Here is a 23,066-nt window from a genome sequence, read left to right as displayed (position 1 = left end):
AGGCGCGGATGACCGCGGTGGAACACGATGCCGACGTCATCGTCGTGGGCGCCGGTCCCGGTGGATCGGCGACGGCTTACCACCTGGCGCGGCACGGCGTACGGGTGCTGATGCTGGAGAAGACCGAGTTCCCCCGGGAGAAGGTCTGCGGCGATGGGCTGACCCCGCGCGCGGTGCGCCAGCTCGTACGGATGGGCGTGGACACCTCGCCCGAGGCCGGCTGGCTGCACAACCGGGGCCTGCGGGTGATCGGCGGCGGGGTGCGCCTGGAACTGGACTGGCCGGAGCTCGCCAGTTTCCCCAACTACGGTCTGGTGCGTACCCGACTCGACTTCGACGACCTGCTCGCCCAACGGGCGGTGGCCGCCGGCGCCAAGCTGCGCACCAACGTCAACGTGCTGGGCCCGGTGCTCGACGGCGACGGCCGGGTGACCGGCGTCGAGGCGGAGGTGGGCCCCGGCAAGGAGCCCGCAACCTTCCACGCTCCGCTGGTCGTGGCGGCGGACGGGGTCTCCGGCCGGTTCCCGCTCGCTCTCGGGCTGGCCAAGCGGGAGGACCGGCCGATCGGCGTGGCCGTCCGCCGCTACTACCACTCTCCGGTCAAGCACGACGACAACTACCTGGAGTCCTGGCTGGAGCTACGCAGCAAGGACAGCGGCGACAACCTGCTGCCCGGGTACGGCTGGATCTTCGGGCTCGGTGACGGGCGGGTCAACGTCGGCCTCGGCGTGCTCAACTCGTCCTCCGCGTTCGGCAAGACCAACTACCGCCGGCTGCTCACCGACTGGCTGGCGAACACGCCCGCCGACTGGGGGATGACCGACGAGGCCAACGCCGACGGCCCGATCCTCGGCGCCGCGCTGCCGATGGGCTTCAACCGGGTGCCGCACTACACCCGTGGCGTGATGCTGGTCGGTGACTCCGGCGGCATGGTCAACCCGTTCAACGGGGAGGGCATCGCCTACGCCATGGAATCCGGCGAGCTGGCAGCGGAGGTCGCGTTGCAGGCCCTCGCGCGACCGGCCGGCCCGGAGCGGGAGCGGGCGCTGATGGCGTACCCGAACGAGCTGAAGGCCCGGCTCGGTGGCTACTACCGGCTGGGCGGCATCTTCGTGAAGCTGATCGGCCGTCCGGAAATCATGCGGATCGCCACCAAGCACGGCATGCCGCACCCGACGCTGATGCGCTTCGTCCTCAAGCTGCTGGCCAACCTGACCGACCCCCGTGGCGGGGACGCGATGGACCGGGTCATCAACGCGATGACGAAGGCCGCGCCAGCGGTCTAGACCGACCGCGTCGGGGCTGGTCACAGCCCCGACGCGGACAAAGATCGACCCCCGCCGGCAGCCACCGCGAGGGACGTGAATAGTGTGATTTTCGTCAAGCACCGAGGGCAGGGAAGGACGAGCAGGAGAAAACGATGTCGCTCTCGCCTTACGCACCGATCATCGGGCTGTTTGCCCTCGCCGCGGCGTTCTCGCTGTTCTCCGTCGGCGCCGCCCGCTTCGCTGGTCCCCATCGCTACAACAAGGCCAAACTCGAGGCTTACGAGTGCGGCATCGAGCCCAGCCCCCAGCCGGTCGGCGGTGGGCGGTTCCCGATCAAGTTCTACCTGACGGCGATGCTCTTCATCGTCTTCGACATCGAGATCATCTTCCTCTACCCCTGGGCGGTCTCGTTCGACGCTCTGCCGATCTTCGGCTTCGTGGAGATGGTCCTGTTCATCGTCGCGGTCTTCGTCGCGTACGCCTATGTGTGGCGGCGCGGCGGCCTGGACTGGGACTGAGGAAGGAACGTCAGATGGGCATCGAGGAGAAGCTTCCCGCCGGCGTCCTGCTCACCTCGGTGGAGAAGCTGGTCAACTGGTCCCGGAAGTCGTCCGTGTGGGGCGCCACCTTCGGCCTGGCCTGCTGCGCCATCGAGATGATGGCCGCCGGTGGTCCGCACTACGACATGGGCCGCTGGGGCATGGAGGTCTTCCGGGCCTCGCCCCGGCAGGCCGACCTGATGATCGTGGCCGGCCGGGTGAGTCAGAAGATGGCCCCGGTGCTGCGCCAGATCTACGACCAGATGGCCGAGCCCCGCTGGGTGCTCTCCATGGGCGTGTGCGCCAGCAGCGGCGGCATGTTCAACAACTACGCCATCGTGCAGGGCGTCGACCACGTCGTGCCGGTCGACATGTACCTGCCCGGCTGCCCGCCCCGGCCGGAGATGCTCATCGACGCGATCCTCAAGCTCCGCGAGAAGATCATGTACGAGCCGCTGGGCCCGACCGGCCGCAAGATGCTGGCGGCCCGGCAGGAGCGTGGCGACGTTCCGGTCGTGCCCTACGGCTCCATGCCGTCCTCGTACCGCAACGACAAGGCCCGGCGTGCCGAGTGGACCAAGGCGGTCCGCGAGGGGCGCGAGGAGCAGTTGCGGATCGAGAACTGGATGAACGCGCAGAACCACCTCCACCCGCAGGCAGGCCCCAAATGACCTCACCCACCGACAAGCCCAACGACGGCGGCGTGCCGGTTCCGGTCACCCCGGCCGGTGCCAGCAGCACCGCCCCCGCCGAGTACCCGCCGGCCAGCCCGGCCGGCCGCGGGATGTTCGGCAACCACGGCACCGGCGACGTGTCCGGCTACGGCGGCCTGGTCCGCCAGCGCCAGCCGATCGAGGAGGCCGCCCGGCCGTACGGCGGCTACTTCGACGAGGTCCGCGACGCGCTGGAGGAGGCGTACCCCGCCTTCGGCGACGCGATCGAGAAGGTCGTGGTCGACCGGGGTGAGCTGACCCTGCACGTACGCCCGGAGCGGATCGCCGAGGTCTGCCAGGTGATGCGCGACGACCTGGCGCTGCGCTTCGAGCTGTGCTCCTCGGTGTCCGGGGTGGACTACCTCGGCGCCGACGAGCGCCGGCTGCACGTGGTCTACCTGCTCACCTCGATGACCTACCGGCGTCGGGTCCGGCTGGAGGCCGCCGTCTCCGCGGAGAGCCCGCACCTGCCCAGCGTGACGGCGGTCTACCCGACCGCCGACTGGCAGGAGCGGGAGGCGTACGACATGTTCGGCATCGTCTTCGACGGCCACCCCAACCTGACCCGGATCCTCATGCCGGATGACTGGGAGGGCCACCCGCAGCGCAAGGACTACCCGCTCGGTGGCGTGGCGGTCGAGTACAAGGGCGCTGAGATCCCGCCGCCGGACCGGAGGAGGTCCTACCAGTGACCACGTCGAACTACGCGACCGAACGCGAGACCACCGAGGGCAGGGTCTTCACCGTCACCGGCGGGGACTGGGACACGGTCGTCTCGAGCACCGACCCGATCAACGACGAGCGGATCGTCGTCAACATGGGTCCGCAGCACCCGTCCACGCACGGGGTGCTGCGGCTGATCCTGGAGCTGGAGGGCGAGACGGTCCGTGAGGCCCGCTCGGTCGTCGGCTACCTGCACACCGGCATCGAGAAGAACCTCGAATACCGCAACTGGGTCCAGGGCTCGACGTTCGTGACCCGGATGGACTACCTCGCCCCGATCTTCAACGAGACGGCGTACGCCCTCGCCGTCGAGAAGCTGCTCGGCATCACCGACGACATCACCGAGCGCGCCACCACCATCCGCGTGCTGATGATGGAGCTCAACCGGATCTCGTCGCACCTGGTCTGGCTGGCGACCACCGGCATGGAGCTGGGCGCGATCTCGATCATGCTCTACGGCTTCCGCGAGCGCGAGTACATCCTCGACATCTTCGAGACCATCACCGGCCTGCGGATGAACCACGCGTACGTCCGGCCGGGCGGCGTGGCGCAGGACGTGCCGGACGAGGCGATCGTCAAGATCCGCGAGTTCCTGAAGATGATGCCGAAGAAGCTCAAGGAGTACGAGGACCTCCTCTCCGGCCAGCCGATCTGGACCGAGCGGACGAAGAACGTCGCGGTGCTGGACGTGACCGGCTGCGTGGCGCTCGGCATCACCGGGCCGGTGCTGCGCTCCGCCGGGCTGGCCTGGGACCTGCGCAAGACCATGCCGTACTGCGGTTACGAGACGTACGAGTTCGACGTGCCGACCCACCCCGACGGTGACGTGTGGGGCCGCTACCAGGTCCGGCTGGCCGAGATCCGGGAGTCGATGAAGCTGGTCGAGCAGGCGCTGGACCGGCTCCGGCCGGGCCCGGTGATGGTCGCCGACCGCAAGATCGCCTGGCCGGCGCAGCTGGCCATCGGTGTCGACGGCATGGGCAACTCGCTGGAGCACGTCGCGAAGATCATGGGTCAGTCGATGGAGTCGCTGATCCACCACTTCAAGCTGGTCACCGAGGGCTTCCGGGTCCCGCCGGGCCAGGTGTACGTCGGCATCGAGTCGCCCCGCGGCGAGCTGGGCGTGCACGCGGTCTCCGACGGTGGCACCCGGCCGTACCGGGTGCACTACCGGGAACCGAGCTTCGTCAACCTCCAGGCCCTCCCGGCGATGGCCGAGGGCGGCCTGATCGCCGACGTGATCGCCGGCGGCGCCTCGCTGGACCCCGTGATGGGTGGGTGTGACCGATGAGTTTTACCGAAACGACCCGCGAGCGGGCGCGCGAGATCATCGCCCGCTACCCGGCGGACCGGTCCCGCTCGGCGCTGCTGCCGCTGCTGCACCTGGTCCAGTCGGAGGAGGGCTACGTCTCCCCGGCCGGTGTCGCGTTCTGCGCCGAGGTGCTCGGACTGAACAAGGCCCAGGTCGGCGCGGTGGCCACCTTCTACACCATGTACAAGCGCAAGCCGACCGGCGACTTCCTGGTCAGCGTCTGCACCAACACCATGTGCAACGTGCTCGGTGGCCAGGAGGTCTACGACACCCTCGCCGAGCACCTCGGTGTCGGGCACGACGAGACCACCGCCGACGGGAAGATCACCCTGGAGCACGCCGAGTGCCTGGCGGCCTGTGACTACGGCCCGGTGATGACCGTCAACTACGACTTCTTCGACGGCGTGGACTCGTCCACCGCGGTAGGTGTGGTCGACGAGCTGCGTGCCGGCGGCCGGCCGATGCCGACCCGGGGCGCCCGGCTCTGCACGCTCAAGGAGATGGCCGTGCAGCTCGCCGGTTTCGCCGACGAGCGCGACGGCGCGGTCGCCGACGGTGGGCCGGGCGAGCCCACCCTGCGCGGGCTGCGGCTGGCGCAGCAGCACGGCGTGTCGGTGCCGGGCTTCGACCCGAACACCCCGATCCGCAGCAAGGCCGAGGCGGACAAGGCAGCCGCCAAGGCGAAGGCCGCCGAGGCGAAGGCCGCCGAGGCGGCCGCCAAGCCGGTCGAGGCGCCCGCCCCGCAGGTCGGCCCGGTGAAGGGTGGCGACGGAGCGTCCGCCCCGACGGGTACGCCCGGCAACGCCGGCGCCGGCCAGCCGGTTCCCGCCGCTGCGGCGACCGGCAGCACCGCGCCGGACGTGAAGGCGCCGGACGACAAGTCGCCGCAGGTGCGTACCGCCGAGACCCGCCAGCCGGACGCGGCGACCGCCGTGCCCGACGCACCCGGCACCAAGGTCCCGGTGGAGAACTCGCCGCCGGCCGCGCGCGACGCGCGGGAGGCGGAGGCCGCCGGCGTGGCGGACAACGCACCGGCTGGTGACGGCAAGCCCGCCGGTGACTCCACCGGCGCGCAGGAGCGAAACCTCAACGAAGCGTCGGCGGGCGCCGGTGGCGCGAACTCCGCCGCCGCGAGCGAAACGGGGGCCCAGAAGTGACCACTCCCCGCCCGGAGACGTTGGCCAAGCTGACGCCGGTGCTGACCAAGCGCTGGCTGTCGCCGGACGCCTGGCGGATCGGCACGTACGAGCAGCTCGACGGCTACGCCGCGCTGCGCAAGGCGCTCAAGGCCCACCCGGACGACCTGATCCAGCTCATCAAGGACTCCGGGCTGCGCGGTCGTGGCGGCGCCGGCTTCCCCACCGGTCTCAAGTGGGGCTTCATCCCGCAGGGCGACGGCAAGCCGCACTACCTGGTGGTCAACGCCGACGAGGGCGAGCCGGGCACCTGCAAGGACCTGCCGCTGATGACCCACGACCCGCACTCGCTGGTCGAGGGCGTGATCATCGCGTCGTACGCGATCCGGGCCAACCGCGCCTACATCTACATCCGCGGCGAGGCGGTGCACGCCGCGCGCCGGCTGCGCAACGCGGTCCAGGAGGCGTACGACAAGGGCTACCTCGGCCGGAACATCCTGCGCAGCGGGTACGACCTGGAGCTGGTGGTGCACTCGGGCGCCGGGGCGTACATCTGCGGCGAGGAGACGGCGCTGCTGGACTCGCTGGAGGGGTTCCGGGGCCAGCCCCGGCTGCGCCCGCCGTTCCCGGCCACCCACGGCCTGTACGCCAGCCCGACGGTGGTGAACAACGTCGGCACCATCGCCAGCGTGCCGCCGATCGTGCTCGGCGGGGCCGACTGGTGGAAGAGCATGGGCACCGAGAAGTCCTCCGGGCCGATGATCTACTCGCTGTCCGGCCGGGTCGTCAACCCGGGCCAGTACGAGTGCTCGATGGGCGTCACGCTGCGCGAGCTGCTGGAGCTGGCCGGCGGGATGCAGCCCGGGCACAACCTGAAGTTCTGGACCCCGGGCGGCTCGTCCACCCCGCTGCTCGCCGCCGAGCACTTGGACGTGCCGCTGGACTTCGAGGGGGTGGCGGCGGCCGGCTCGATCCTCGGCACCACGGCCACGCAGATCTTCTCCGACCAGGACTGCCCGGTCTACGCGACGTACCGGTGGCTGGAGTTCTACCACCACGAATCGTGCGGCAAGTGCACCCCGTGCCGTGAGGGCAACTACTGGATGGTCCGGGTCTACCGGCGGATCCTCGCCGGCCAGGGCACCCACGAGGACCTGGAAACCCTGCTGGACACCTGCGACAACATCCTCGGCCGCTCGTTCTGCGGTCTGGGCGACGGTGCGACCAGCCCGGTGACGTCGTCCCTGAAGTACTTCAAGCAGGACTACCTCGACTACATCGAGGGTCGGACCGCACCCAAGCTGTCGGAGAAGACCCTGGTAGGGGCGCACTGATGACCGACGTAGCCAAGCAGACCGAGACCGTCACGCTCACCATCGACGGCGTCGAGGTCACCGCCCCCAAGGGGACGCTGCTGATCCGGGCCGCCGAGCAGATGGGCACGGAGATCCCCCGGTTCTGCGACCACCCGCTGCTGGCCCCGGCCGGCGCGTGCCGGCAGTGCCTGGTCGAGGTGGAGGGGCAGCGCAAGCCGGTCGCCTCCTGCACCCAGACCGTCGCCGACGGCATGGTGGTGCGCACCCAGCTCACCTCCCCGGTGGCCAAGAAGGCGCAGGAGGGTGTGATGGAGCTGCTGCTCCTCAACCACCCCCTGGACTGCCCGATGTGTGACAAGGGCGGCGAGTGCCCCCTGCAGAACCAGGCGATGTCCACCGGCCGCACCGACTCGCGCTTCCACGAGCACAAGCGGGAGTACGAGAAGCCGATGGCGATCAGCAGCCAGGTGCTGCTGGACCGCGAGCGTTGTGTGCTCTGCCAGCGCTGCACCCGGTTCTCCGAGGAGATCGCCGGCGACAAGTTCATCGACCTGATGGGCCGGTCGTCCGCCGAGGAGATCAACATCTACCGGGACGACGCGTACGGCGAGGAGGGCGACGCCGGTGACGTGCCGTTCAACTCCTACTTCTCCGGCAACACCGTGCAGATCTGCCCGGTGGGCGCGCTGACCGGTGCCCAGTACCGGTTCCGGGCCCGGCCGTTCGACCTGGTCTCCAGCCCGAGCGTCTGCGAGCACTGCTCGGCGGGCTGCGGGCAGCGCACCGACTGGCGGCGCGGCAAGGTGCTGCGCCGGCTGGCCGGCGACGAGCCGGAGGTCAACGAGGAGTGGAACTGCGACAAGGGCCGGTGGGGCTTCCAGTACGCCCGGGCCACCGACCGGCTGACCACGCCGTTGGTCCGCGACGAGCACACCGGCGAGCTGCGCGAGGCCTCCTGGAGTGAGGCGCTCACCGTGGCCGCCGAGGGGCTGCACGCGGCCCGCGAGAGCGGGCAGGGCACGGCGGTGCTCACCGGCGGTCGGTTGACCGTCGAGGACGCCTACGCGTACGCGAAGTTCGCCCGGGTCGCGCTGAACACCAACGACATCGACTTCCGGGCCCGGCCGGTCTCCCGCGAGGAGGCCGACTTCCTGGCCAGCTCGGTCGCCGGGGTCACCGACGTCAGCTACACCGACGTGGAGAACGCGCCGGCGGTGGTCCTGGTGGGCCTGGAGCCGGAGGAGGAGTGCCCGATCCTCTTCCTGCGGCTGCGCAAGGCGTACCTGAAGAAGACCCTGACGGTGTACGCGCTGGCGCCGTTCGCCACCCGCGGCCTGGAGAAGCTCGGCGCCAAGCTGGCCCGGGTGGTGCCGGGCGAGGAGGCCAGCGTGCTCGCCGAGCACGCCACGGTCGCCGAGGCGCTCAGCGCGCCGGGCGCGATCCTGATCGTCGGCGAGCGACTGGCCAGCGTGCCGGGCGGGCTCTCCGCCGCGGCGGACGTGGCCCGGCGGACCGGCGCGAAGCTGGTCTGGGTGCCGCGGCGCGCGGGTGACCGCGGCGCGGTCGACGCGGGCTGCCTGCCCAACCTGCTCCCCGGTGGCCGGCTGGTCACCGAGCCGGCGGCCCGGGCCGAGCTGGGCGAGGCGTGGGACATCCCGGCCGGGGTGATCCCGAGCCAGGCCGGTCGGGACACCGATCAGATCCTGGCGGCTGCGGCGAACGGGCAGCTCGGCGCGCTGGTGGTCGGCGGGGTCGACCCGGCCGACCTGGCCGACCCGCGGCTCGCCGAGACCGCCCTGGACGCGGTGCCGTTCCTGGTCAGCCTGGAGCTGCGGGGCAGCGCGGTGACCCGGCGGGCGAACGTGGTGCTCCCGATCGCCCCGGTGGTCGAGAAGGCCGGCAGCTTCCTGGACTGGGAGGGTCGGCTGCGCCCGTTCGAGGCGGTGCTGCAGACCGCGGCGATGACCGACGGCCGCGTCCTCGACGCGCTGGCCGCGCTGCTCGACGTGCGGCTCGGCACCGCGGACGTGCCGAGCGTGCGCCGCGAACTGGGCTCGCTGCCGGCGACCCGCACCCAGCGGCCGGCCCCGCCGTCGGTGGCGCCGGGCAGGGTGCCGCACCCGGGCGCCGGGGAGGCCGTGCTGGCCACCTGGCACCAGCTCGTCGACCTGGGCACCCTGACCGACGGCGACGAGCACCTCGCCGGCACCGCCCGCCCGCCGGTGGTGCGGCTGGGCAAGGGCACCGCCGAGGCGCTCGGTGTCGCCGACGGTGACGCGGTCACGGTCGGCACCGACCGGGGGGCACTGACCCTGCCGGCGGAGCTCACCGAGATGCCGGACGGCGTGGTCTGGCTGCCGACCAACTCACCCGGCTCGACCGTGCGACGCAGCCTCGGGGCGACGTCCGGCGCGGTCGTCCGGATCTCCGTCCCCGCACCGGGTGCGGCCGTCCCGGCCGGGCGGGTCGCGGCGGACGAGACCGGTCTCCCGGGTCCGCTCCTCAACGCTGGGGGTAACCAGTGAGCCCCGCAGTCGCGAACGAAAGGTGGGCACAGTGAGCCCGTCTTACCTGGCCCAGGATCCGACGCTGGCCGACTTCGGCCAGGATCCGTGGTGGCTGGTCCTCATCAAGATTGTCTTCGCGTTCGCCTTCGGTCTGCTGGCCACGCTGCTCGGCGTCTGGTTCGAGCGGCGCGTGGTGGGCTACATGCAGGTGCGGCCCGGCCCCAACCAGGTCGGCCCGTTCGGCCTGCTGCAGACGCTGGCCGACGGTCTGAAGATGGCCTTCAAGGAGGACATCCTGCCGAAGGCGGCCGACAAGGTCGTCTACTTCTTCGCCCCGACCATCTCGGTGATCTGCGCGGTCACCGCGCTGTCGGTGGTGCCGTTCGGCCCGATGGTGAGCATCTTCGGCCACCACACGCCGTTGCAGGTCACCGACGTGCCGGTGGCGGTGCTGCTGCTGCTGGCCTGCTCCTCGATGGGCGTCTACGGCATCGTGCTGGGCGGGTGGGCCTCCGGCTCGACGTACCCGCTCCTCGGCGGTCTGCGGTCGAGCGCCCAGATGATCTCCTACGAGGTCGCCATGGGGCTGAGCATCGTGGCGGTGTTCATGACCGCCGGCACGATGAGCACCAGCGGGATCGTCGCCGCCCAGGGCTCCGGCACCCAGCTGACCATCTTCGGCCAGCAGCTCCCGGCGCCGGGCTGGTACGCGATCCTGCTGCTGCCCAGCTTCATCATCTTCTTCATCGCCACCGTGGGTGAGACCAACCGGGCCCCGTTCGACCTGCCCGAGGCCGAGTCCGAGCTGGTCGCCGGCTTCATGACGGAATACAGCTCGCTGAAGTTCGCGCTCTTCATGCTCAGCGAGTACGTCGCGATGGTGACCATGTCGGCGGTCACCACCACGCTGTTCCTCGGTGGTTGGCGCGCGCCGTGGCCGATCACCATCTGGGAGGGCGCCAACTCCGGTTGGTGGCCGATGCTCTGGTTCTTCGGCAAGGTGATCGCGCTGGTCTTCGTCTTCGTGTGGCTGCGGGGCACGCTGCCTCGGCTGCGCTACGACCAGTTCATGCGCTTCGGCTGGAAGGTGCTGCTGCCGATCAACCTGGTCTGGATCCTGGTCCTGTCGGGCCTGCGCTCCATCGAGGACTGGGACACGCGCGGCAAGCTGATCGCCGTCGGCATCCCGGCCGGCATCCTGCTGATCGCCACGCTGTTCTGGCCCAGCCGCCGGCCGCAGCCGAAGCCGACGCCGCAGGAACAGGTGGACAGCCGCCCGTACGGGAGCTTCCCGCTGCCACCGATGGATCTTCAGGTACCACCGAGCCCGCGTATCACGCGCGTGGTCGCCGAGCGGGAGCCGGCCAACATCGCCACCGGCTCGGACTCCAGGGAGGTGTGACATGGGCACGATCACCGGAACGTTCAAGGGCTTCGGGGTCACCTTCTCGCACATGTTCAGGAAGGTCGTCACCACCGACTACCCGTTCAAGCCGCCGGTGTCGGCGCCGCGCTACCACGGGCGGCACATCCTCAACCGGCACCCGGACGGGCTGGAGAAGTGCATCGGCTGTGAGCTGTGCGCCTGGGCCTGTCCGGCGGACGCGATCTTCGTCGAGGGTGGCGACAACACCGACGAGCAGCGCTTCTCGCCGGGCGAGCGGTACGCCAGCGTCTACCAGATCAACTACGCCCGGTGCATCTTCTGCGGGTTGTGCATCGAGGCCTGCCCGACCCGGTCGCTCACCATGAGCAACGAGTACGAGCTGGCCCGGGACAATCGGCAGGATCTGATCTTCACCAAGGAGCAGCTGCTCGCACCGCTGCTCGAAGGCATGGAGCAGCCGCCGCACCCGATGCGTCTGGGCGACAGCGAGAAGGACTACTACGTGGGCGCGTTGGACAACCCGGGCACCTCCGCGGGTGCCGAGACGTCCCCGATGGGCCCCGGCCGCTACCAGGTCGAGGAGCACCCCGGCGTGACGTTCCCGGGCGCCGAGCAGGCGGCCCAGCGAGCCGGCGCGGGTAAGGGAGACGGAGCATGACCACGCAGACGGTGCTCGCCGCGGCGGGTTCGGTGCCCGGCGGCGAGGCGGTCACCTTCTGGATCCTCGCCCCGCTGGCGCTGATCGGCGCGATCGGCATGGTGGCGGCGCGCAATGCCGTGCACTCGGCGCTCTGGCTGGTGCTGACCATGCTCTGTCTGGGCGTGTTCTACGTGCTCCAGGCCGGTCCGTTCATCGGCATGGTGCAGATCATCGTCTACACCGGCGCGATCATGATGCTCTTCCTCTTCGTGCTGATGCTGGTCGGTCGGGATTCCACCGACTCGCTGATCGAGACGCTGCGCGGCCAGCGGGTCGCCGCGATCGTGCTCGGGCTCGGCTTCGCCGGCCTGGTCGGCAGCGGCGTCTACCACGCACTGGAGAAGACCACCGCGGTCGGCCTGGAGCAGGCCAACGCGGAAGGCAACGTGCAAGGCATCGCCCGGCTGCTGTTCACCAAGTACGTCTTCGCGTTCGAGCTGACCTCGGCGCTGCTGATCACCGCGGCGGTCGGCGCCATGGTGCTGGCGCACGTCGAGCGGCGCAAGCAGGACAAGATGGACCAGCCGGCCACCATGCGGGCGCGCTTCGCGCCGGGCAACTACCCCGGCCCCAAGCCGGGCCCCGGCGTCTTCGCGACCTCCTCCTCGGTGGCCACCCCGGCCCGGCTGCCCGACGGCCGCCTGACCGACCGCAGCACCCCGGCGATCCTTCCGCAGCGCGAGCTGACCGCCGAGGAGACTTCGCTGAAGGGGACGGACAAGTAATGAACGGGTTCTTCTCGGTCGAGCCGAACTACTACCTGGTTCTCGCCGCGGTGCTGTTCACCATCGGCGCCGCCGGGGTGCTCGTCCGGCGCAACGCGATCGTGCTGTTCATGTGCGTGGAACTGATGCTCAACGCGGCCAACCTGACGCTGGTCACCTTCAGCCGGATCAACGGTGACCTCAACGGCCAGATCATGGCGTTCTTCGTGATGGTGGTGGCGGCGGCCGAGGTCGTGGTCGGTCTCGCGATCATCATGTCGATCTTCCGGACTCGACGCTCCGCGAGCGTCGACGACGCCAACCTGCTCAAGTACTAAGGGGCAAGCAAGTGGAAGAGACTGTGCAGTACGCCGGTGCCACGGGCTTGCTCGGCAGCGTCTGGCTGCTGGTGGCGATCCCGCTGGTCAGCGCGGCCATCCTGCTGCTGCTCGGCCGGCGGGCCGACCGCTGGGGGCACTGGTTGGGCGTCGCCGCCATCGGTGCCGCGTTCGTGCTCGGCCTGGCCTCCTTCTTCCAGCTGCGCGGCCTGGAGAACAAGTCGGTCGAGCTGAGCCTCTGGGACTTCATCGCGGTCGGTGACCTCCGCGTCGACTTCGGTCTGCTGTTCGACCCGCTGGCCGCGGTCTTCGTGCTGCTGATCACCGGGGTGGGTTTCCTAATCCACCTGTACGCCGTGGAGTACATGGCGCACGACGGGGGCCGCCGCCGGTTCTTCGCGTACTTCAACCTGTTCGTCGCGGCCATGCTGCTGCTGGTGCTCGGCAACAACTACGTGATGCTGTACTTCGGCTGGGAGGGCGTCGGTCTGGCGTCGTACCTGCTGATCTCCTTCTGGTACGGGCGGCCGAGCGCGGCCACCGCCGGCAAGAAGGCGTTCCTGATGAACCGGGTCGGCGACGCCGGCCTGGCCATCGGCATCTTCATCATGTTCGCCACGCTGGGCACCACCCAGTACGACGAGGTGTTCAACGGCGTCGGCGCCCTGACCGGCGCCACGGTGCTGGTGCTCGGCCTGTTGCTGCTGCTCGGCGCGGCCGGCAAGTCCGGCCAGTTCCCGCTCCAGGCGTGGCTGCCGGACGCCATGGAGGGCCCGACCCCGGTGTCGGCGCTCATCCACGCCGCCACCATGGTCACGGCGGGCGTCTACCTGATCGCCCGCTCCAACCCGATCTTCTCCGCGAACTCGACGCTCCAGCTCGTGGTGGTCAGCGTCGGTGCGCTCACTCTGCTGATGGGCTGCATCATCGGCGCGGCCAAGGACGACATCAAGCGGGTGCTGGCCTGGTCGACGGTGAGCCAGATCGGCTACATGTTCCTCGGCGTCGGCCTGGGCGGTGGCGCGTACGCGCTGGCCATCGTGCACCTGCTGGCGCACGGCTTCTTCAAGGCCAACATGTTCCTGGGCGCCGGCTCGGTCATGCACGGGATGAAGGACCAGGTGGACATCCGCCGCTTCGGCGGGCTGTCCAAGCACATGAAGATCACCTGGTTGACCTTCATGATGGGCTGGCTGGCCATCATCGGCATGTTCCCGTTCTCCGGCTTCTTCTCCAAGGAGCCGATCATCGTGGCCGCCTTCGAGCGGGAGGACTGGACCGCCTGGCTCTTCGGCGGGGCGGCGCTGCTCGGCGCCGGGCTGACCGCGTTCTACATGACCCGGCTCTTCGTGCTCACCTTCCACGGCCCGAAGCGGTGGACCGAGGACATCGAGCACCCGCACGAGTCGCCGGCACTGATGACCATTCCGCTGGTCCTGCTGGCGATCGGCTCGGTCGGCGCCGGTTTCCTGCTCTCCACGTCGGTGCCGGACTGGCTGACGGCGGCCGGCGGGCTGGGCGGCGAGCACGCCGAGCACGAGGCGGTCCTCTCACACGCCGTGATCACCACGCTGTCGCTGCTGGTCACCGTGCTCGGCGCCGGGCTGGCCTGGTTCCTGTTCCGGGCCGGTACGGCCACCGCGCCGCAGCCGGCCGGTGTGCTGGTCACCGCCGCCCGGCGCAACCTCTACACCGACGCGGTGAACGAGGCGGTCTTCGAGAAGCCCGGCATCTTCCTCACCCGGGCGCTGGTCTTCCTCGACAACCGGGGCGTCGACGGGCTGGTCAACGGGCTCGCCGCCGCGGTCGGCGGTGGTTCGGGCCGGCTCCGGCGGCTCCAGACCGGCTTCGTCCGCTCGTACGCCACCTCGATCCTGGCCGGTGCGCTGCTGGTGATGGCGGCGTTCCTGGCGGTGCAGGCCGGGTGGTTGGCGTGATCGACCTCTTTCCGGCCGCCCCCGCCGGCGGACCACGCAGTGACGACGGAGGTAAGGCCGCATAATGTCCAACTTCCCGTTCCTCTCGGTGCTCACCGTGGCGCCACTGGTCGGCGCCCTGGTCGTGGCGTTCCTGCCGCGCCACCGGCCGGAGCTGGCCAAGCAGGTGGCGTTCGCCTGGTCGCTGCTGGTGCTGGTGCTCTCGGTGGTGATGTGGGTCAGCTTCAACGCCGGCGGTGACCGGTTCCAGTTCCGCGAGTCGTACTCGTGGATCCCGAACTGGGGTGTCAGCTTCACCTTCGCCGCCGACGGCATCGCGCTGGTGATGCTGATGCTGATCGCGGTGCTGGTGCCGCTGGTGATCCTGGCGTCGTGGCACGACGCGGAGTCGTCGAAGCGGTCCGTGCCCGTCTACTTCGCGCTGCTGCTGGTCCTCGAATGCACGATGATCGGCGTCTTCGCGGCCGCCGACGTCTTCCTGTTCTACGTGTTCTTCGAGGTCATGCTGGTGCCGATGTACTTCCTCATCGGCAGCTACGGCGGCCACCAGCGGCAGTACGCGGCGGTGAAGTTCTTCCTCTACTCGCTCGTCGGCGGCCTGTTCATGCTGGCCGCGGTGATCGGGCTGTGGGTGGTCGGCGGCAAGACCTTCGACTGGCAGGCGCTGTCGCAGGTCGACATCAGCACCGGCACCGAGCGCTGGCTGTTCCTCGGCTTCTTCCTCGCGTTCGCCATCAAGGCGCCGTTCTTCCCGTTCCACACCTGGCTGCCGGACGCCGGTGGCGCCGCACCCGCGGGCGCCGCGGCGCTGCTGGTCGGCGTCCTGGACAAGGTCGGCACGTTCGGCATCCTGCGCTACTGCCTGCCGCTGTTCCCCGAGGCGTCCAAGTGGTTCGCGCCGTGGGCGCTGGCGCTGGGCGTGATCGGCATCGTCTACGCCGCGCTGCTGGCGGTCGGCCAGAACGACCTCAAGCGGCTGGTGTCGTACACCTCGATCGCGCACTTCGGCTTCATCGGGGTGGGCATCTTCGCCTTCACCACCCAGGCCGGCACCGGCGCGGTGCTCTACATGCTCAACCACGGTCTGGCCACCGGCCTGCTCTTCCTCGTGGTGGGCATGCTGATCGCCCGGCGCGGCTCGGCCCTGATCAGTGACTTCGGGGGTGCCGGCAAGCTGGTTCCGGTGCTCGCCGGGGTGCTCTTCTTCGCCGGTCTCGCCTCGCTCGCGCTGCCCGGCACCGCGCCGTTCATCTCCGAGTTCCTGGTGCTGATCGGCACCTTCACGGTGAACAAGCCGGTCGCGGTCATCGCCACGCTCGGCATCATCCTGGCCGCCGCGTACGTGCTGTGGATGGTGCAGCGCACCACCCAGGGCACGCTCAACCCGGCACTGACCGAGGTCGACGGGATGCGCAAGGACCTCAACCTGCGCGAGAAGTTCGTGGTCGCCCCGCTGATCGCGCTGATCGTGCTGCTCGGCTTCTATCCCAAGCCGGTCACTGACGTGATCAACCCCGCCGTCCAGGCGACCATGGACGACATCGGCAGGACCGACCCCGCCCCGTCGGTGGGCGGCACCGTCCAGGAGGCAGGCCGGTGAGCGCGAGGAGTGAGCTTGCGAGCCCCGCAGTCGCGAACGAAAGGTTAGCCCGGTGACCGAGTTGAAACTGCCGTCGCTCGACTATGCGGCGCTCGCCCCGATCCTGATCATGCTGGGCGTCGCCCTGCTCGGCGTGCTGGTCGAGGCCTTCGTACCCCGGCGCCTGCGGCACGTCGTGCAGCTGACGCTGGCCCTGCTGGCCGTCCTCGCCGCGCTGACGATGGTGGTCCTCAACGCCGACGACCGGATCATCACCGCCGGCCAGGCTCTCGCGGTGGACGGGCCGACGCTCTTCCTCCAGGGCGCGATCCTGGTGCTGGCCGCGATGGCGCTGCTGTTGATCGGTGACCGCTCGGTGGAGCGCGGTGGGGCGTTCGTCGCCCAGGCCGCGGTGACCGCCGAGTCGGCCGACGACCGGCGGCAGGCCGAGGGGCGTAACGGCCTCACCGAGATCTACCCGCTCACCACGTTCGCGATCGGCGGCATGCTGATCTTCGTGGCGGCGAACGACCTGCTGACGATGTTCATCGCGCTGGAGGTCTTCTCGCTGCCGCTGTACCTGCTCTGCGCGCTGGCCCGTCGCCGGCGGCTGCTGAGCCAGGAGGCGGCGATGAAGTACTTCCTGCTCGGCGCGTACGCCTCGGCGTTCTTCCTGTTCGGCGTGGCCCTGATCTACGGCTTCACCGCCGGCATCCCGGGCCGCGTGGCGGGGGTCGACTTCGCCACCATCAACGCGGCGGTGACCGAGTCGCCGGCCAGCCGGGTGCTGCTCTTCGCCGGCATGGGGCTGCTCGCCATCGGCCTGCTCTTCAAGGCCGCGGCGGCTCCGTTCCACGTCTGGACGCCGGACGTCTACCAGGGCGCGCCGACCCCGGTCACCGGCTTCATGGCCGCCTGCACCAAGGTCGCCGCGTTCGGCGCGCTGCTGCGCGTCTTCCACGTCGCGTTCGCCGGCGCCGCCTGGGACTTCACTCCGGTGCTCGGCGTGGTGGCGGTGCTGACCATGCTGGTCGGCGCGGTGCTCGCGGTCACCCAGACCGACATCAAGCGGCTGCTCGCGTACTCCTCGATCGCCAACGCCGGTTACCTGCTGGTCGGTGTGCTGTCGCCGGGCAGCGAGGGGCTCTCCGGCACGATGTTCTACCTGGTCGCGTACGGTTTCTCGGTGCTGGCCGCGTTCGCGGTGGTGACCCTCGTCCGGGACGACGACGGGGAGGCCACCCACCTGTCCCGCTGGGCCGGGCTGGGCCGGCGTTCGCCGTTCTTCGCCGGACTGTTCACGTTCATCCTGCTGGCCTTCGCCGGCATCCCGCTCACCAGCGGCTTCACGAGCAAGTTCGCGGTCTTCGGGCCGGCGCTGGACGGTGGCCACGCCTGGCTGGTGATCGCCGGTGTGCTGACCAGCATGGTGCTGGCCTTCCCGTACCTGCGGGTCGTGGTGATGATGTGGCTCTCCGAGCCGGGCGAGTCCACGCCGACCGTCACCGTGCCCGGCGGCCTCACCTCCGCCGCGCTGATGATCGGCGTGCTGGCCACCCTGGTGCTGGGCATCGCGCCGGCGCCGCTGCTCGACCTGGCAACCGGAGCCGCTGACTTCGTACGATGACCAGAGCCTCGGCAACCGGGGGCCGGCACGTGTTCGCGTGCCGGCCCCCGGTGCGTATCCCCGGCCCGGAGCAGGTAGAACGGGTGTGGCATGGTTGATGCGTGGTGATTCCGGCTGGCGAGCGTTCAGGTGCCACCGGCTCCGGCGGTCGCCGGGGTCGGGCGAGCACGAGTCAGTTCGGCGCGCTCGGCCTTCATCTCGCCGATCCCCGCGTCGAGGCGTCCGTGCTGAGGCTGTTGGACGGGGTCGAGGTCGAGCTGCGGGCCAGTGTGGCCAGCGCCGACCCGTTCGTCACCGAGGCCGCCCGGCATCTCCTCGAGGCCGGCGGGAAGCGGTTCCGGCCGTTGCTGGTGGCGCTGGGCGCCCAGTTCGGTGACCCGACCAGCCCGCAGGTGGTCTCGGCGGCGGTGGTGATGGAGCTCACCCACCTGGCCACGCTGTACCACGACGACGTGATGGACGAGGCGGACGTGCGCCGGGGCGCTCCGAGCGCCAACTCGCGCTGGACCAACTCGGTGGCCATCCTCGTCGGTGACTACCTCTTCGCCCGGGCCGCCGACATCGCGGCCGACCTGGGTCCGGAGGCGGTCCGGTTGCAGGCGCGGACCTTCGCCCGCCTGGTGCACGGCCAGATCGCCGAGACCGTCGGGCCGCGCGCCGGCGACGACAGGGTCGCGCACTACCTGAGCGTGATCGCCGACAAGACGGGCTCCCTGATCGCCACGTCGGCCCAGTTCGGCGGCATGTTCGGTGGCGCCTCCACCGAGCACATCGAGGCGCTGGCCGGATACGGCGAGACGATCGGCGTCGCCTTCCAGCTCTCCGACGACCTGCTGGACATCGCCTCCGAGTCGGTGCAGTCCGGCAAGACGCCCGGCACGGACCTGCGCGAGGGTGTCCCCACGCTGCCGGTGCTCTACGCCCAGGCGGCGGACGACTTCGACGCGTCCTCGGTGCGGCTGCGGGAGATCCTGGCCACCGGCCCGCTGACCGACGACGCGCTGCACGCCGAGGCGCTGGGGCTGCTCCGGGAGAGCCCGGCGCTCAAGCGTGCCCGGGAGACCGTGCGCAGCTACGCCGAGGACGCTCGTGAGCGCCTGGCCCCGCTTCCGGCCGGCCCGTCCCGCCGCGCCCTCGAATCGCTCTGCGACTACATCGCCGACCGCACCAGCTGATCCTCAGCTCGACCCGCCCCGGCCGCGATCCGGGTCAGCAGGCGGCTACCGACGAGCATCAGAGCGGCGGCGAGCAGCATGGACACCGCGGCCGTGGTCCACATCGCCGGGTAGCCGAGGTGCGCGGCGAGCGGGCCGAGACTCAGTGGGCCGAGGCAGCCGCCCGCGTACACCCCGGTCTGGGTGATCGACGTGGCGGCGGCCGGGGCCTGCGGGTGGAGCCGGACCACCGCGAAGTTCACCAGGCCGGGCCAGGCCCAGCCCAGGCCGAAGCCCAGCACCACGCCGACCACCAGCGGCACCGTGCCGGTCAGCGCGAGCAGGCCCAGCCCGCCGGCGCCGACCACCAGCATCGCGGCGATGAGCGCGACGTGGCCGCTGGTGCGGCGGTCGGCCAGCCAGCCGGCACCGACCCGGGCCGCCACGCAGACCGCGCTGCCCAGGGTGAGGGTGAGACCGGCGAGGCCGGGCGAGAGCCCCCGGGCGGCCGCCGAGTCCACCAGGAACGTGCCCAGCGCGTTGGCGGCGGCCGCGGCCAGTGTCGCCGCCACACCGATCACCACCAGGGCCGCCGTGGCGCGGCCAGCACGCTTGGCGTCGGCCCGCCGGGCGCGGCCGGGCAGCTGCCGGGGTACGGCGGGCAGCGTCGTCAGCGCCGCACCGGCGGCGGCCACGAACGCCCAGCGCCAGCCGGCGGTGAGCGCGATGGTGGGCACCGCCACCCCGGCCAGCAGGGTGGAGACCGGGATGGCCGCCTGCTTCACGCCGAACGAGAGCCCCTGCCGTCGGGTCGGGACGTGCTGCGCCAGCGCGGCGTTGCTGGCCAACTGGCCGAGGGCGTTCGCGGCGGCGCTGAGCGCCAGCAGCGCGACCAGCACCGGATACGACCGGGCCAGCACCGCCACGGCCAGCATCGACCCGGCGGCCAGCACGATGCCGCAGCGGGCCACCAGCGCCGGTCCGTACCGCTCGACCAGACGGCCGGAGGGCACCGAGGCCAGCGCGCTGACCCCGAAGTAGACGGCCACGGCCAGGCCGAGGCCGGCCGGGGAGAACCCGAGGTCCGCGCCCATCTGCACGGCGAGACCACCGAGCAGGAAGACGGGCAGCACGCAGGCCACGGTGGTGAGGACAGCGCCGGCGCTGGCCCGGATCGGGCGGGTCCGGGCGGTGTCCGGGGCGGAGGTGTGGGCGGTGTCGGTCATCGTCCGGCAAACCTACGCGAGTCGCGCTCGGACCACTCCCGGTGACCGTCGGTGCACAACGCGTGGATGGTGATCTGGCATCCTCGACCCGAACAGGCATTTCGCACCCGGCCTGTTTTTCATATGGTGTAAGTCCCCGGCGGCGGAGGTGGTTGTGCGCGACCCCTTGGCAGAACCTTCGGACCTGATCCGCAGCGTGTCCCGAGCGCTGCGGGTGCTGGAGTCGGTCGGTCGCGCCCCGAAGGGCCTGACCGTCAAGCAGATCGCCCGGCGGTGCGAGTTGACCGTGGCCACCACGTACCACCTGGTCCGCACCCTGGCCTACGAGGGCTACGTGATCCGTCGGGAGGACGGCACGTACATCGTGGGGTTGGAGGTCGCCGACCGGTACCGGGAGCTGGTGACGGCGTTCCGGGGCCCGCCAGCGGTCGGTGAGACGCTGCGGCGGGCCGCCGGGGACACCGGCTACAGCCACTACCTGGGCCGCTTCGTCGGCGGCCAGGTCGCCCTCACGGCGGTCGCCGAGGGGCCCCGGTCGCCCTACCTGGAGGACCTGGTTCCCGGCTTCGACGAGGGGGCGCACGCCACCGCCCTCGGCAAGTCCCTGCTCGCCACCCTCACCGCCGAACAACGCTTCCGCTACCTGCGGGAGTACGGCATGCGCCCGTTCACCACGGCGACGCTGACCAGCACCGAGACGTTCGAGGCCGACCTGGCCGCCGGCGACCGGCGTGGGATGCAGTTGGAGCTGGGTCAGTTCCGTCAGGGAGTGGCCTGCGCGTCCGTGCTGGTGACGCCGGACAAGGACATGGAACGCCGCGTCGTGCTGGCGTGTGCGCTGCCCGCCAGCGAGATGATGACCTCCGCCCGGGTGGTCCGGGCGAAGCTGCTCACGGTGGCCCGCGCCGTCGCCGACGGCATCGCCGCCGACCACTGACCCGACGGCGAAAGGCCCTCTCCCCGGCTGGGAGAGGGCCTTTCGTGGCGGTCCAGCGCCGGACCGCCGGAGCAACGTCAGCTGCCCACCGGGCCGCCGTCCAGGCGCCAGGTGACCACCACGCCCGGCTTGGCGTAGTCCCCGTCGGGCCAGTTGGAGGCCGGGTTCTCCACCGAGGCCCCGGTGATCTCACCGGGGTGCTGCACGGCGACGAACACCGAACGGTTGTCGCCGGTGATGAACGGGCCGCAGGTCTCCGCGCCGAGCGGCACGGTCAGGAACTGCTTGAGGTGGCCGCGCTCCGGGCCCTCCACGGCGGTGGCGAAGAGGCCGTCGTTGCTGCCCAGCGCGTTGCCGTCCGTCGAGACCCACAGGTTCCCGGTGGCGTCGAAGGCGACGTTGTCCGGGCAGGAGATCGGGGAGACCTTCGTCTTGTCGTACCCGGCGAAGAAGGTCGACGGGTCGGTCGGGTCGCCGCAGACGATCGGCAGCGACCAGGCGAACGTCTCGGCGGTGTTGTCGCCCCGGTCCTCGACCAGCTCCAGGATCTGCCCGTGCTTGTTGGCGTTGCGCGGGTTGGCCTCGTCGGCCTTCGGGTTGCTGCCGACGCCCCGGTTGGTGTTGTTCGTCAGCGCCACGTACACCTTGCCGGTGAGCAGGCTCGGCTCGACGTCCTCCGGGCGGTCCATCTTGGTCGCGCCGACCCGGTCGCCGGCGAGCCGGGTGAAGGTGAGCACGTCCGCGGCGGTCATCCCGTCGACGAACGAACGGTTGCCGCTGACCAGCTTGATCCAGCGGCCCCGGCCGTTGAACGCGCCGTCGGCGGGAAGCCCGCCCGAGCCGTCGATCTCGGCCGCGCTGGTCTGGTCCAGCTTCGCCACGTACAGCGTGCCGGACTCCAGCAGCGTCAGGTTGTGCTTGCGGGCAGCCCACGAGTTGCCCTTGAGGAACTTCTTGTCCGAGACGAACTTGTACAGGTAGTCGAACCGCTCGTCGTCACCCATGTACGCGACCACGTGGCCGTCCTTCGCCACGATCACGTTCGCGCCCTCGTGCTTGAACCGGCCCATCGCGGTGTGCTTGCGCGGGCGGCTCTCCGGGTCGAACGGGTCGATCTCGACGATCCAGCCGAACCGGTGTGCCTCGTTGGGGTGCTTTGCCAGGTCGAAGCGCTCGTCGGCGCGTTCCCACTTGCGGCTGCCGCTCGGGTAGCGGGACGCCGTGCTGATGCCGTAGCGGTCCAGCTTCGGCTTCAGCTCCGCGGGTGCGCCGTCGGCGCCGACGAAGTACTGGTTGAAGTTCTCCTCACCGGAGAGCACCGTGCCCCACGGGGTCACGCCGCCGGCGCAGTTGTTCAGCGTGCCGACGACCGTACGGCCCCTGGGGTCGGCGGCGGTCTTCAGCCAGGCCGAGCCGGCGGCCGGGCCGGTCAGGTCGAACTTGGTGGCGTGCGCGGTGACCCGGCGGTTGTACGGTCGGCGGCCGTTGTCGATCGGCTTCCACTGACCGGTGCCGGCGACCCGCTCGATCTCCACCACGGACATGCCGTGCGCTGCCATCGCGGTGCGCAGCTGCTCGACCGAGAGGCCGTCCAGCCCCGGGAAGCCCGGGAACATCAGGTCCTCGTTGGTGTACTCGTGGTTGACCACGAGCAGCGCCCGATTGCCTCGCTTGTCCAGCGGCAGCACGCCCACGAAGTCGTTGTTGTAGCCGAACTGCCTGGACTGCGCCGCGGCGGTCTGCCCGTGCACGTTGAACTCGGGCGCGCCCGGCACCACCGGGTCACCCCACTTGATGACCACGGCGTGGTCGTACCCGTTCGGCACGACCAGGGTGTCCAACTTGTTCGGCGGGATTGGCTTGAAGGTCAACGCCCCGCTGCCGACACCGGTGCTGGGCCGTCCGAAACCGAACGCCTCCGGAACGTCCGGAACGGCGGGGGCGGCCCCGGCCGGCGCCCCCC

19 protein-coding genes are annotated in these 23,066 nt (G+C 70.6%); 17 read left to right on the top strand and 2 right to left on the bottom strand.

Annotation, left to right across the window (positions count from 1 at the left end):
* Positions 1 to 8 precede the first annotated feature (8 nt).
* From EAD98_RS19385 to EAD98_RS19310, 16 genes are all read left to right on the top strand, one after another.
* Complete coding sequence (locus EAD98_RS19385) at positions 9 to 1,286, top strand: geranylgeranyl reductase family protein (RefSeq protein WP_121655465.1); 1,278 nt, start codon at positions 9 to 11, stop codon at positions 1,284 to 1,286.
* 134 nt (positions 1,287 to 1,420) lie between these two features.
* Entirely contained in the window at positions 1,421 to 1,786 is a 366-nt protein-coding gene (locus EAD98_RS19380) for an NADH-quinone oxidoreductase subunit A (RefSeq protein WP_121655464.1), read from the top strand.
* 14 nt (positions 1,787 to 1,800) lie between these two features.
* The gene (locus tag EAD98_RS19375; RefSeq protein ID WP_121655463.1) at positions 1,801 to 2,478 is read left to right on the top strand and encodes an NADH-quinone oxidoreductase subunit B family protein; all 678 of its coding nucleotides are present in this window, start codon (positions 1,801 to 1,803) and stop codon (positions 2,476 to 2,478) included.
* On the top strand, positions 2,475 to 3,212 hold the full coding sequence (locus EAD98_RS19370; RefSeq protein WP_121655462.1) for an NADH-quinone oxidoreductase subunit C: 738 nt from the start codon (positions 2,475 to 2,477) through the stop codon (positions 3,210 to 3,212). Before EAD98_RS19375 ends, EAD98_RS19370 begins: the two co-directional genes overlap by 4 nt.
* The gene (locus EAD98_RS19365; protein ID WP_121655461.1) at positions 3,209 to 4,534 is read left to right on the top strand and encodes an NADH-quinone oxidoreductase subunit D; all 1,326 of its coding nucleotides are present in this window, start codon (positions 3,209 to 3,211) and stop codon (positions 4,532 to 4,534) included. Before EAD98_RS19370 ends, EAD98_RS19365 begins: the two co-directional genes overlap by 4 nt.
* On the top strand, positions 4,531 to 5,712 hold the full coding sequence (gene nuoE / locus EAD98_RS19360) for an NADH-quinone oxidoreductase subunit NuoE (RefSeq protein ID WP_121655460.1): 1,182 nt from the start codon (positions 4,531 to 4,533) through the stop codon (positions 5,710 to 5,712). The genes EAD98_RS19365 and nuoE overlap by 4 nt, the downstream gene beginning before the upstream one ends.
* Positions 5,709 to 7,025, top strand: coding sequence for an NADH-quinone oxidoreductase subunit NuoF (nuoF, locus tag EAD98_RS19355; RefSeq protein ID WP_121655459.1), 1,317 nt, complete (start codon positions 5,709 to 5,711; stop codon positions 7,023 to 7,025). Before nuoE ends, nuoF begins: the two co-directional genes overlap by 4 nt.
* Positions 7,025 to 9,532 (top strand): NADH-quinone oxidoreductase subunit G, encoded by a 2,508-nt coding sequence (locus EAD98_RS19350; RefSeq protein ID WP_121655458.1) that lies wholly within the window; start codon positions 7,025 to 7,027, stop codon positions 9,530 to 9,532. Before nuoF ends, EAD98_RS19350 begins: the two co-directional genes overlap by 1 nt.
* Positions 9,533 to 9,563: 31 nt before the next feature.
* Complete coding sequence (nuoH, locus tag EAD98_RS19345) at positions 9,564 to 10,916, top strand: NADH-quinone oxidoreductase subunit NuoH (protein ID WP_121655457.1); 1,353 nt, start codon at positions 9,564 to 9,566, stop codon at positions 10,914 to 10,916.
* Between the two features lies 1 nt (position 10,917).
* Entirely contained in the window at positions 10,918 to 11,559 is a 642-nt protein-coding gene (gene nuoI, locus EAD98_RS19340; protein ID WP_121655456.1) for an NADH-quinone oxidoreductase subunit NuoI, read from the top strand.
* Complete coding sequence (locus EAD98_RS19335) at positions 11,556 to 12,326, top strand: NADH-quinone oxidoreductase subunit J (protein WP_121655455.1); 771 nt, start codon at positions 11,556 to 11,558, stop codon at positions 12,324 to 12,326. Before nuoI ends, EAD98_RS19335 begins: the two co-directional genes overlap by 4 nt.
* On the top strand, positions 12,326 to 12,643 hold the full coding sequence (gene nuoK / locus EAD98_RS19330) for an NADH-quinone oxidoreductase subunit NuoK (RefSeq protein ID WP_121655454.1): 318 nt from the start codon (positions 12,326 to 12,328) through the stop codon (positions 12,641 to 12,643). Before EAD98_RS19335 ends, nuoK begins: the two co-directional genes overlap by 1 nt.
* Before the next feature lie 11 nt (positions 12,644 to 12,654).
* Positions 12,655 to 14,580, top strand: coding sequence for an NADH-quinone oxidoreductase subunit L (gene nuoL, locus EAD98_RS19325; protein WP_121655453.1), 1,926 nt, complete (start codon positions 12,655 to 12,657; stop codon positions 14,578 to 14,580).
* A gap of 64 nt (positions 14,581 to 14,644) precedes the next feature.
* The gene (locus EAD98_RS19320) at positions 14,645 to 16,180 is read left to right on the top strand and encodes an NADH-quinone oxidoreductase subunit M (protein WP_121655452.1); all 1,536 of its coding nucleotides are present in this window, start codon (positions 14,645 to 14,647) and stop codon (positions 16,178 to 16,180) included.
* A gap of 52 nt (positions 16,181 to 16,232) precedes the next feature.
* Positions 16,233 to 17,786 carry an NADH-quinone oxidoreductase subunit NuoN gene (gene nuoN, locus EAD98_RS19315; protein WP_121655451.1) on the top strand — a complete coding sequence of 518 codons (1,554 nt, stop codon included), beginning with the start codon at positions 16,233 to 16,235 and terminating at the stop codon, positions 17,784 to 17,786.
* A gap of 101 nt (positions 17,787 to 17,887) precedes the next feature.
* Positions 17,888 to 18,961: a polyprenyl synthetase family protein gene (locus tag EAD98_RS19310; RefSeq protein WP_121655450.1), complete on the top strand. Its 1,074-nt coding sequence runs from the start codon at positions 17,888 to 17,890 to the stop codon at positions 18,959 to 18,961.
* Here EAD98_RS19310 and EAD98_RS19305 read toward each other — a convergent pair.
* Positions 18,937 to 20,166 carry an MFS transporter gene (locus EAD98_RS19305; RefSeq protein ID WP_121655449.1) on the bottom strand — a complete coding sequence of 410 codons (1,230 nt, stop codon included), beginning with the start codon at positions 20,164 to 20,166 and terminating at the stop codon, positions 18,937 to 18,939. The two genes, EAD98_RS19310 and EAD98_RS19305, sit on opposite strands and share 25 nt — an antisense overlap.
* A 154-nt stretch (positions 20,167 to 20,320) precedes the next feature.
* Here EAD98_RS19305 and EAD98_RS19300 point away from each other — a divergent pair, with 154 nt between their 5' ends.
* Positions 20,321 to 21,103 (top strand): IclR family transcriptional regulator, encoded by a 783-nt coding sequence (locus EAD98_RS19300; RefSeq protein ID WP_121655448.1) that lies wholly within the window; start codon positions 20,321 to 20,323, stop codon positions 21,101 to 21,103.
* Positions 21,104 to 21,180: 77 nt separating this feature from the next.
* Here the strand turns inward: EAD98_RS19300 and EAD98_RS19295 are convergent.
* A partial coding sequence (locus tag EAD98_RS19295; protein ID WP_147457444.1) for a PhoX family phosphatase occupies positions 21,181 to 23,066 on the bottom strand: 1,886 nt, incomplete at its 5' end.

The sequence above is a fragment of the Micromonospora sp. CV4 genome (genome assembly GCF_003667455.1).
Lineage (GTDB): Bacteria > Actinomycetota > Actinomycetes > Mycobacteriales > Micromonosporaceae > Micromonospora.
Note: the sequence above shows the minus strand (reverse complement) of the source record. Positions and strands in the feature narration are given on the sequence as shown.

What these genes read in the sequence shown, in the direction of transcription:
- EAD98_RS19385 (WP_121655465.1), top strand. Translation starts at nt 9, where the DNA reads ATGACCGCGGTGGAACACGATGCCGACGTCATCGTCGTGGGCGCCGGT.
- EAD98_RS19380 (WP_121655464.1), top strand. Translation starts at nt 1,421, where the DNA reads ATGTCGCTCTCGCCTTACGCACCGATCATCGGGCTGTTTGCCCTCGCC.
- EAD98_RS19375 (WP_121655463.1), top strand. Translation starts at nt 1,801, where the DNA reads ATGGGCATCGAGGAGAAGCTTCCCGCCGGCGTCCTGCTCACCTCGGTG.
- EAD98_RS19370 (WP_121655462.1), top strand. Translation starts at nt 2,475, where the DNA reads ATGACCTCACCCACCGACAAGCCCAACGACGGCGGCGTGCCGGTTCCG.
- nuoE (WP_121655460.1), top strand. Translation starts at nt 4,531, where the DNA reads ATGAGTTTTACCGAAACGACCCGCGAGCGGGCGCGCGAGATCATCGCC.
- EAD98_RS19350 (WP_121655458.1), top strand. Translation starts at nt 7,025, where the DNA reads ATGACCGACGTAGCCAAGCAGACCGAGACCGTCACGCTCACCATCGAC.
- nuoI (WP_121655456.1), top strand. Translation starts at nt 10,918, where the DNA reads ATGGGCACGATCACCGGAACGTTCAAGGGCTTCGGGGTCACCTTCTCG.
- EAD98_RS19335 (WP_121655455.1), top strand. Translation starts at nt 11,556, where the DNA reads ATGACCACGCAGACGGTGCTCGCCGCGGCGGGTTCGGTGCCCGGCGGC.
- nuoK (WP_121655454.1), top strand. Translation starts at nt 12,326, where the DNA reads ATGAACGGGTTCTTCTCGGTCGAGCCGAACTACTACCTGGTTCTCGCC.
- EAD98_RS19320 (WP_121655452.1), top strand. Translation starts at nt 14,645, where the DNA reads ATGTCCAACTTCCCGTTCCTCTCGGTGCTCACCGTGGCGCCACTGGTC.
- EAD98_RS19305 (WP_121655449.1), bottom strand. Translation starts at nt 20,166, where the DNA reads ATGACCGACACCGCCCACACCTCCGCCCCGGACACCGCCCGGACCCGC.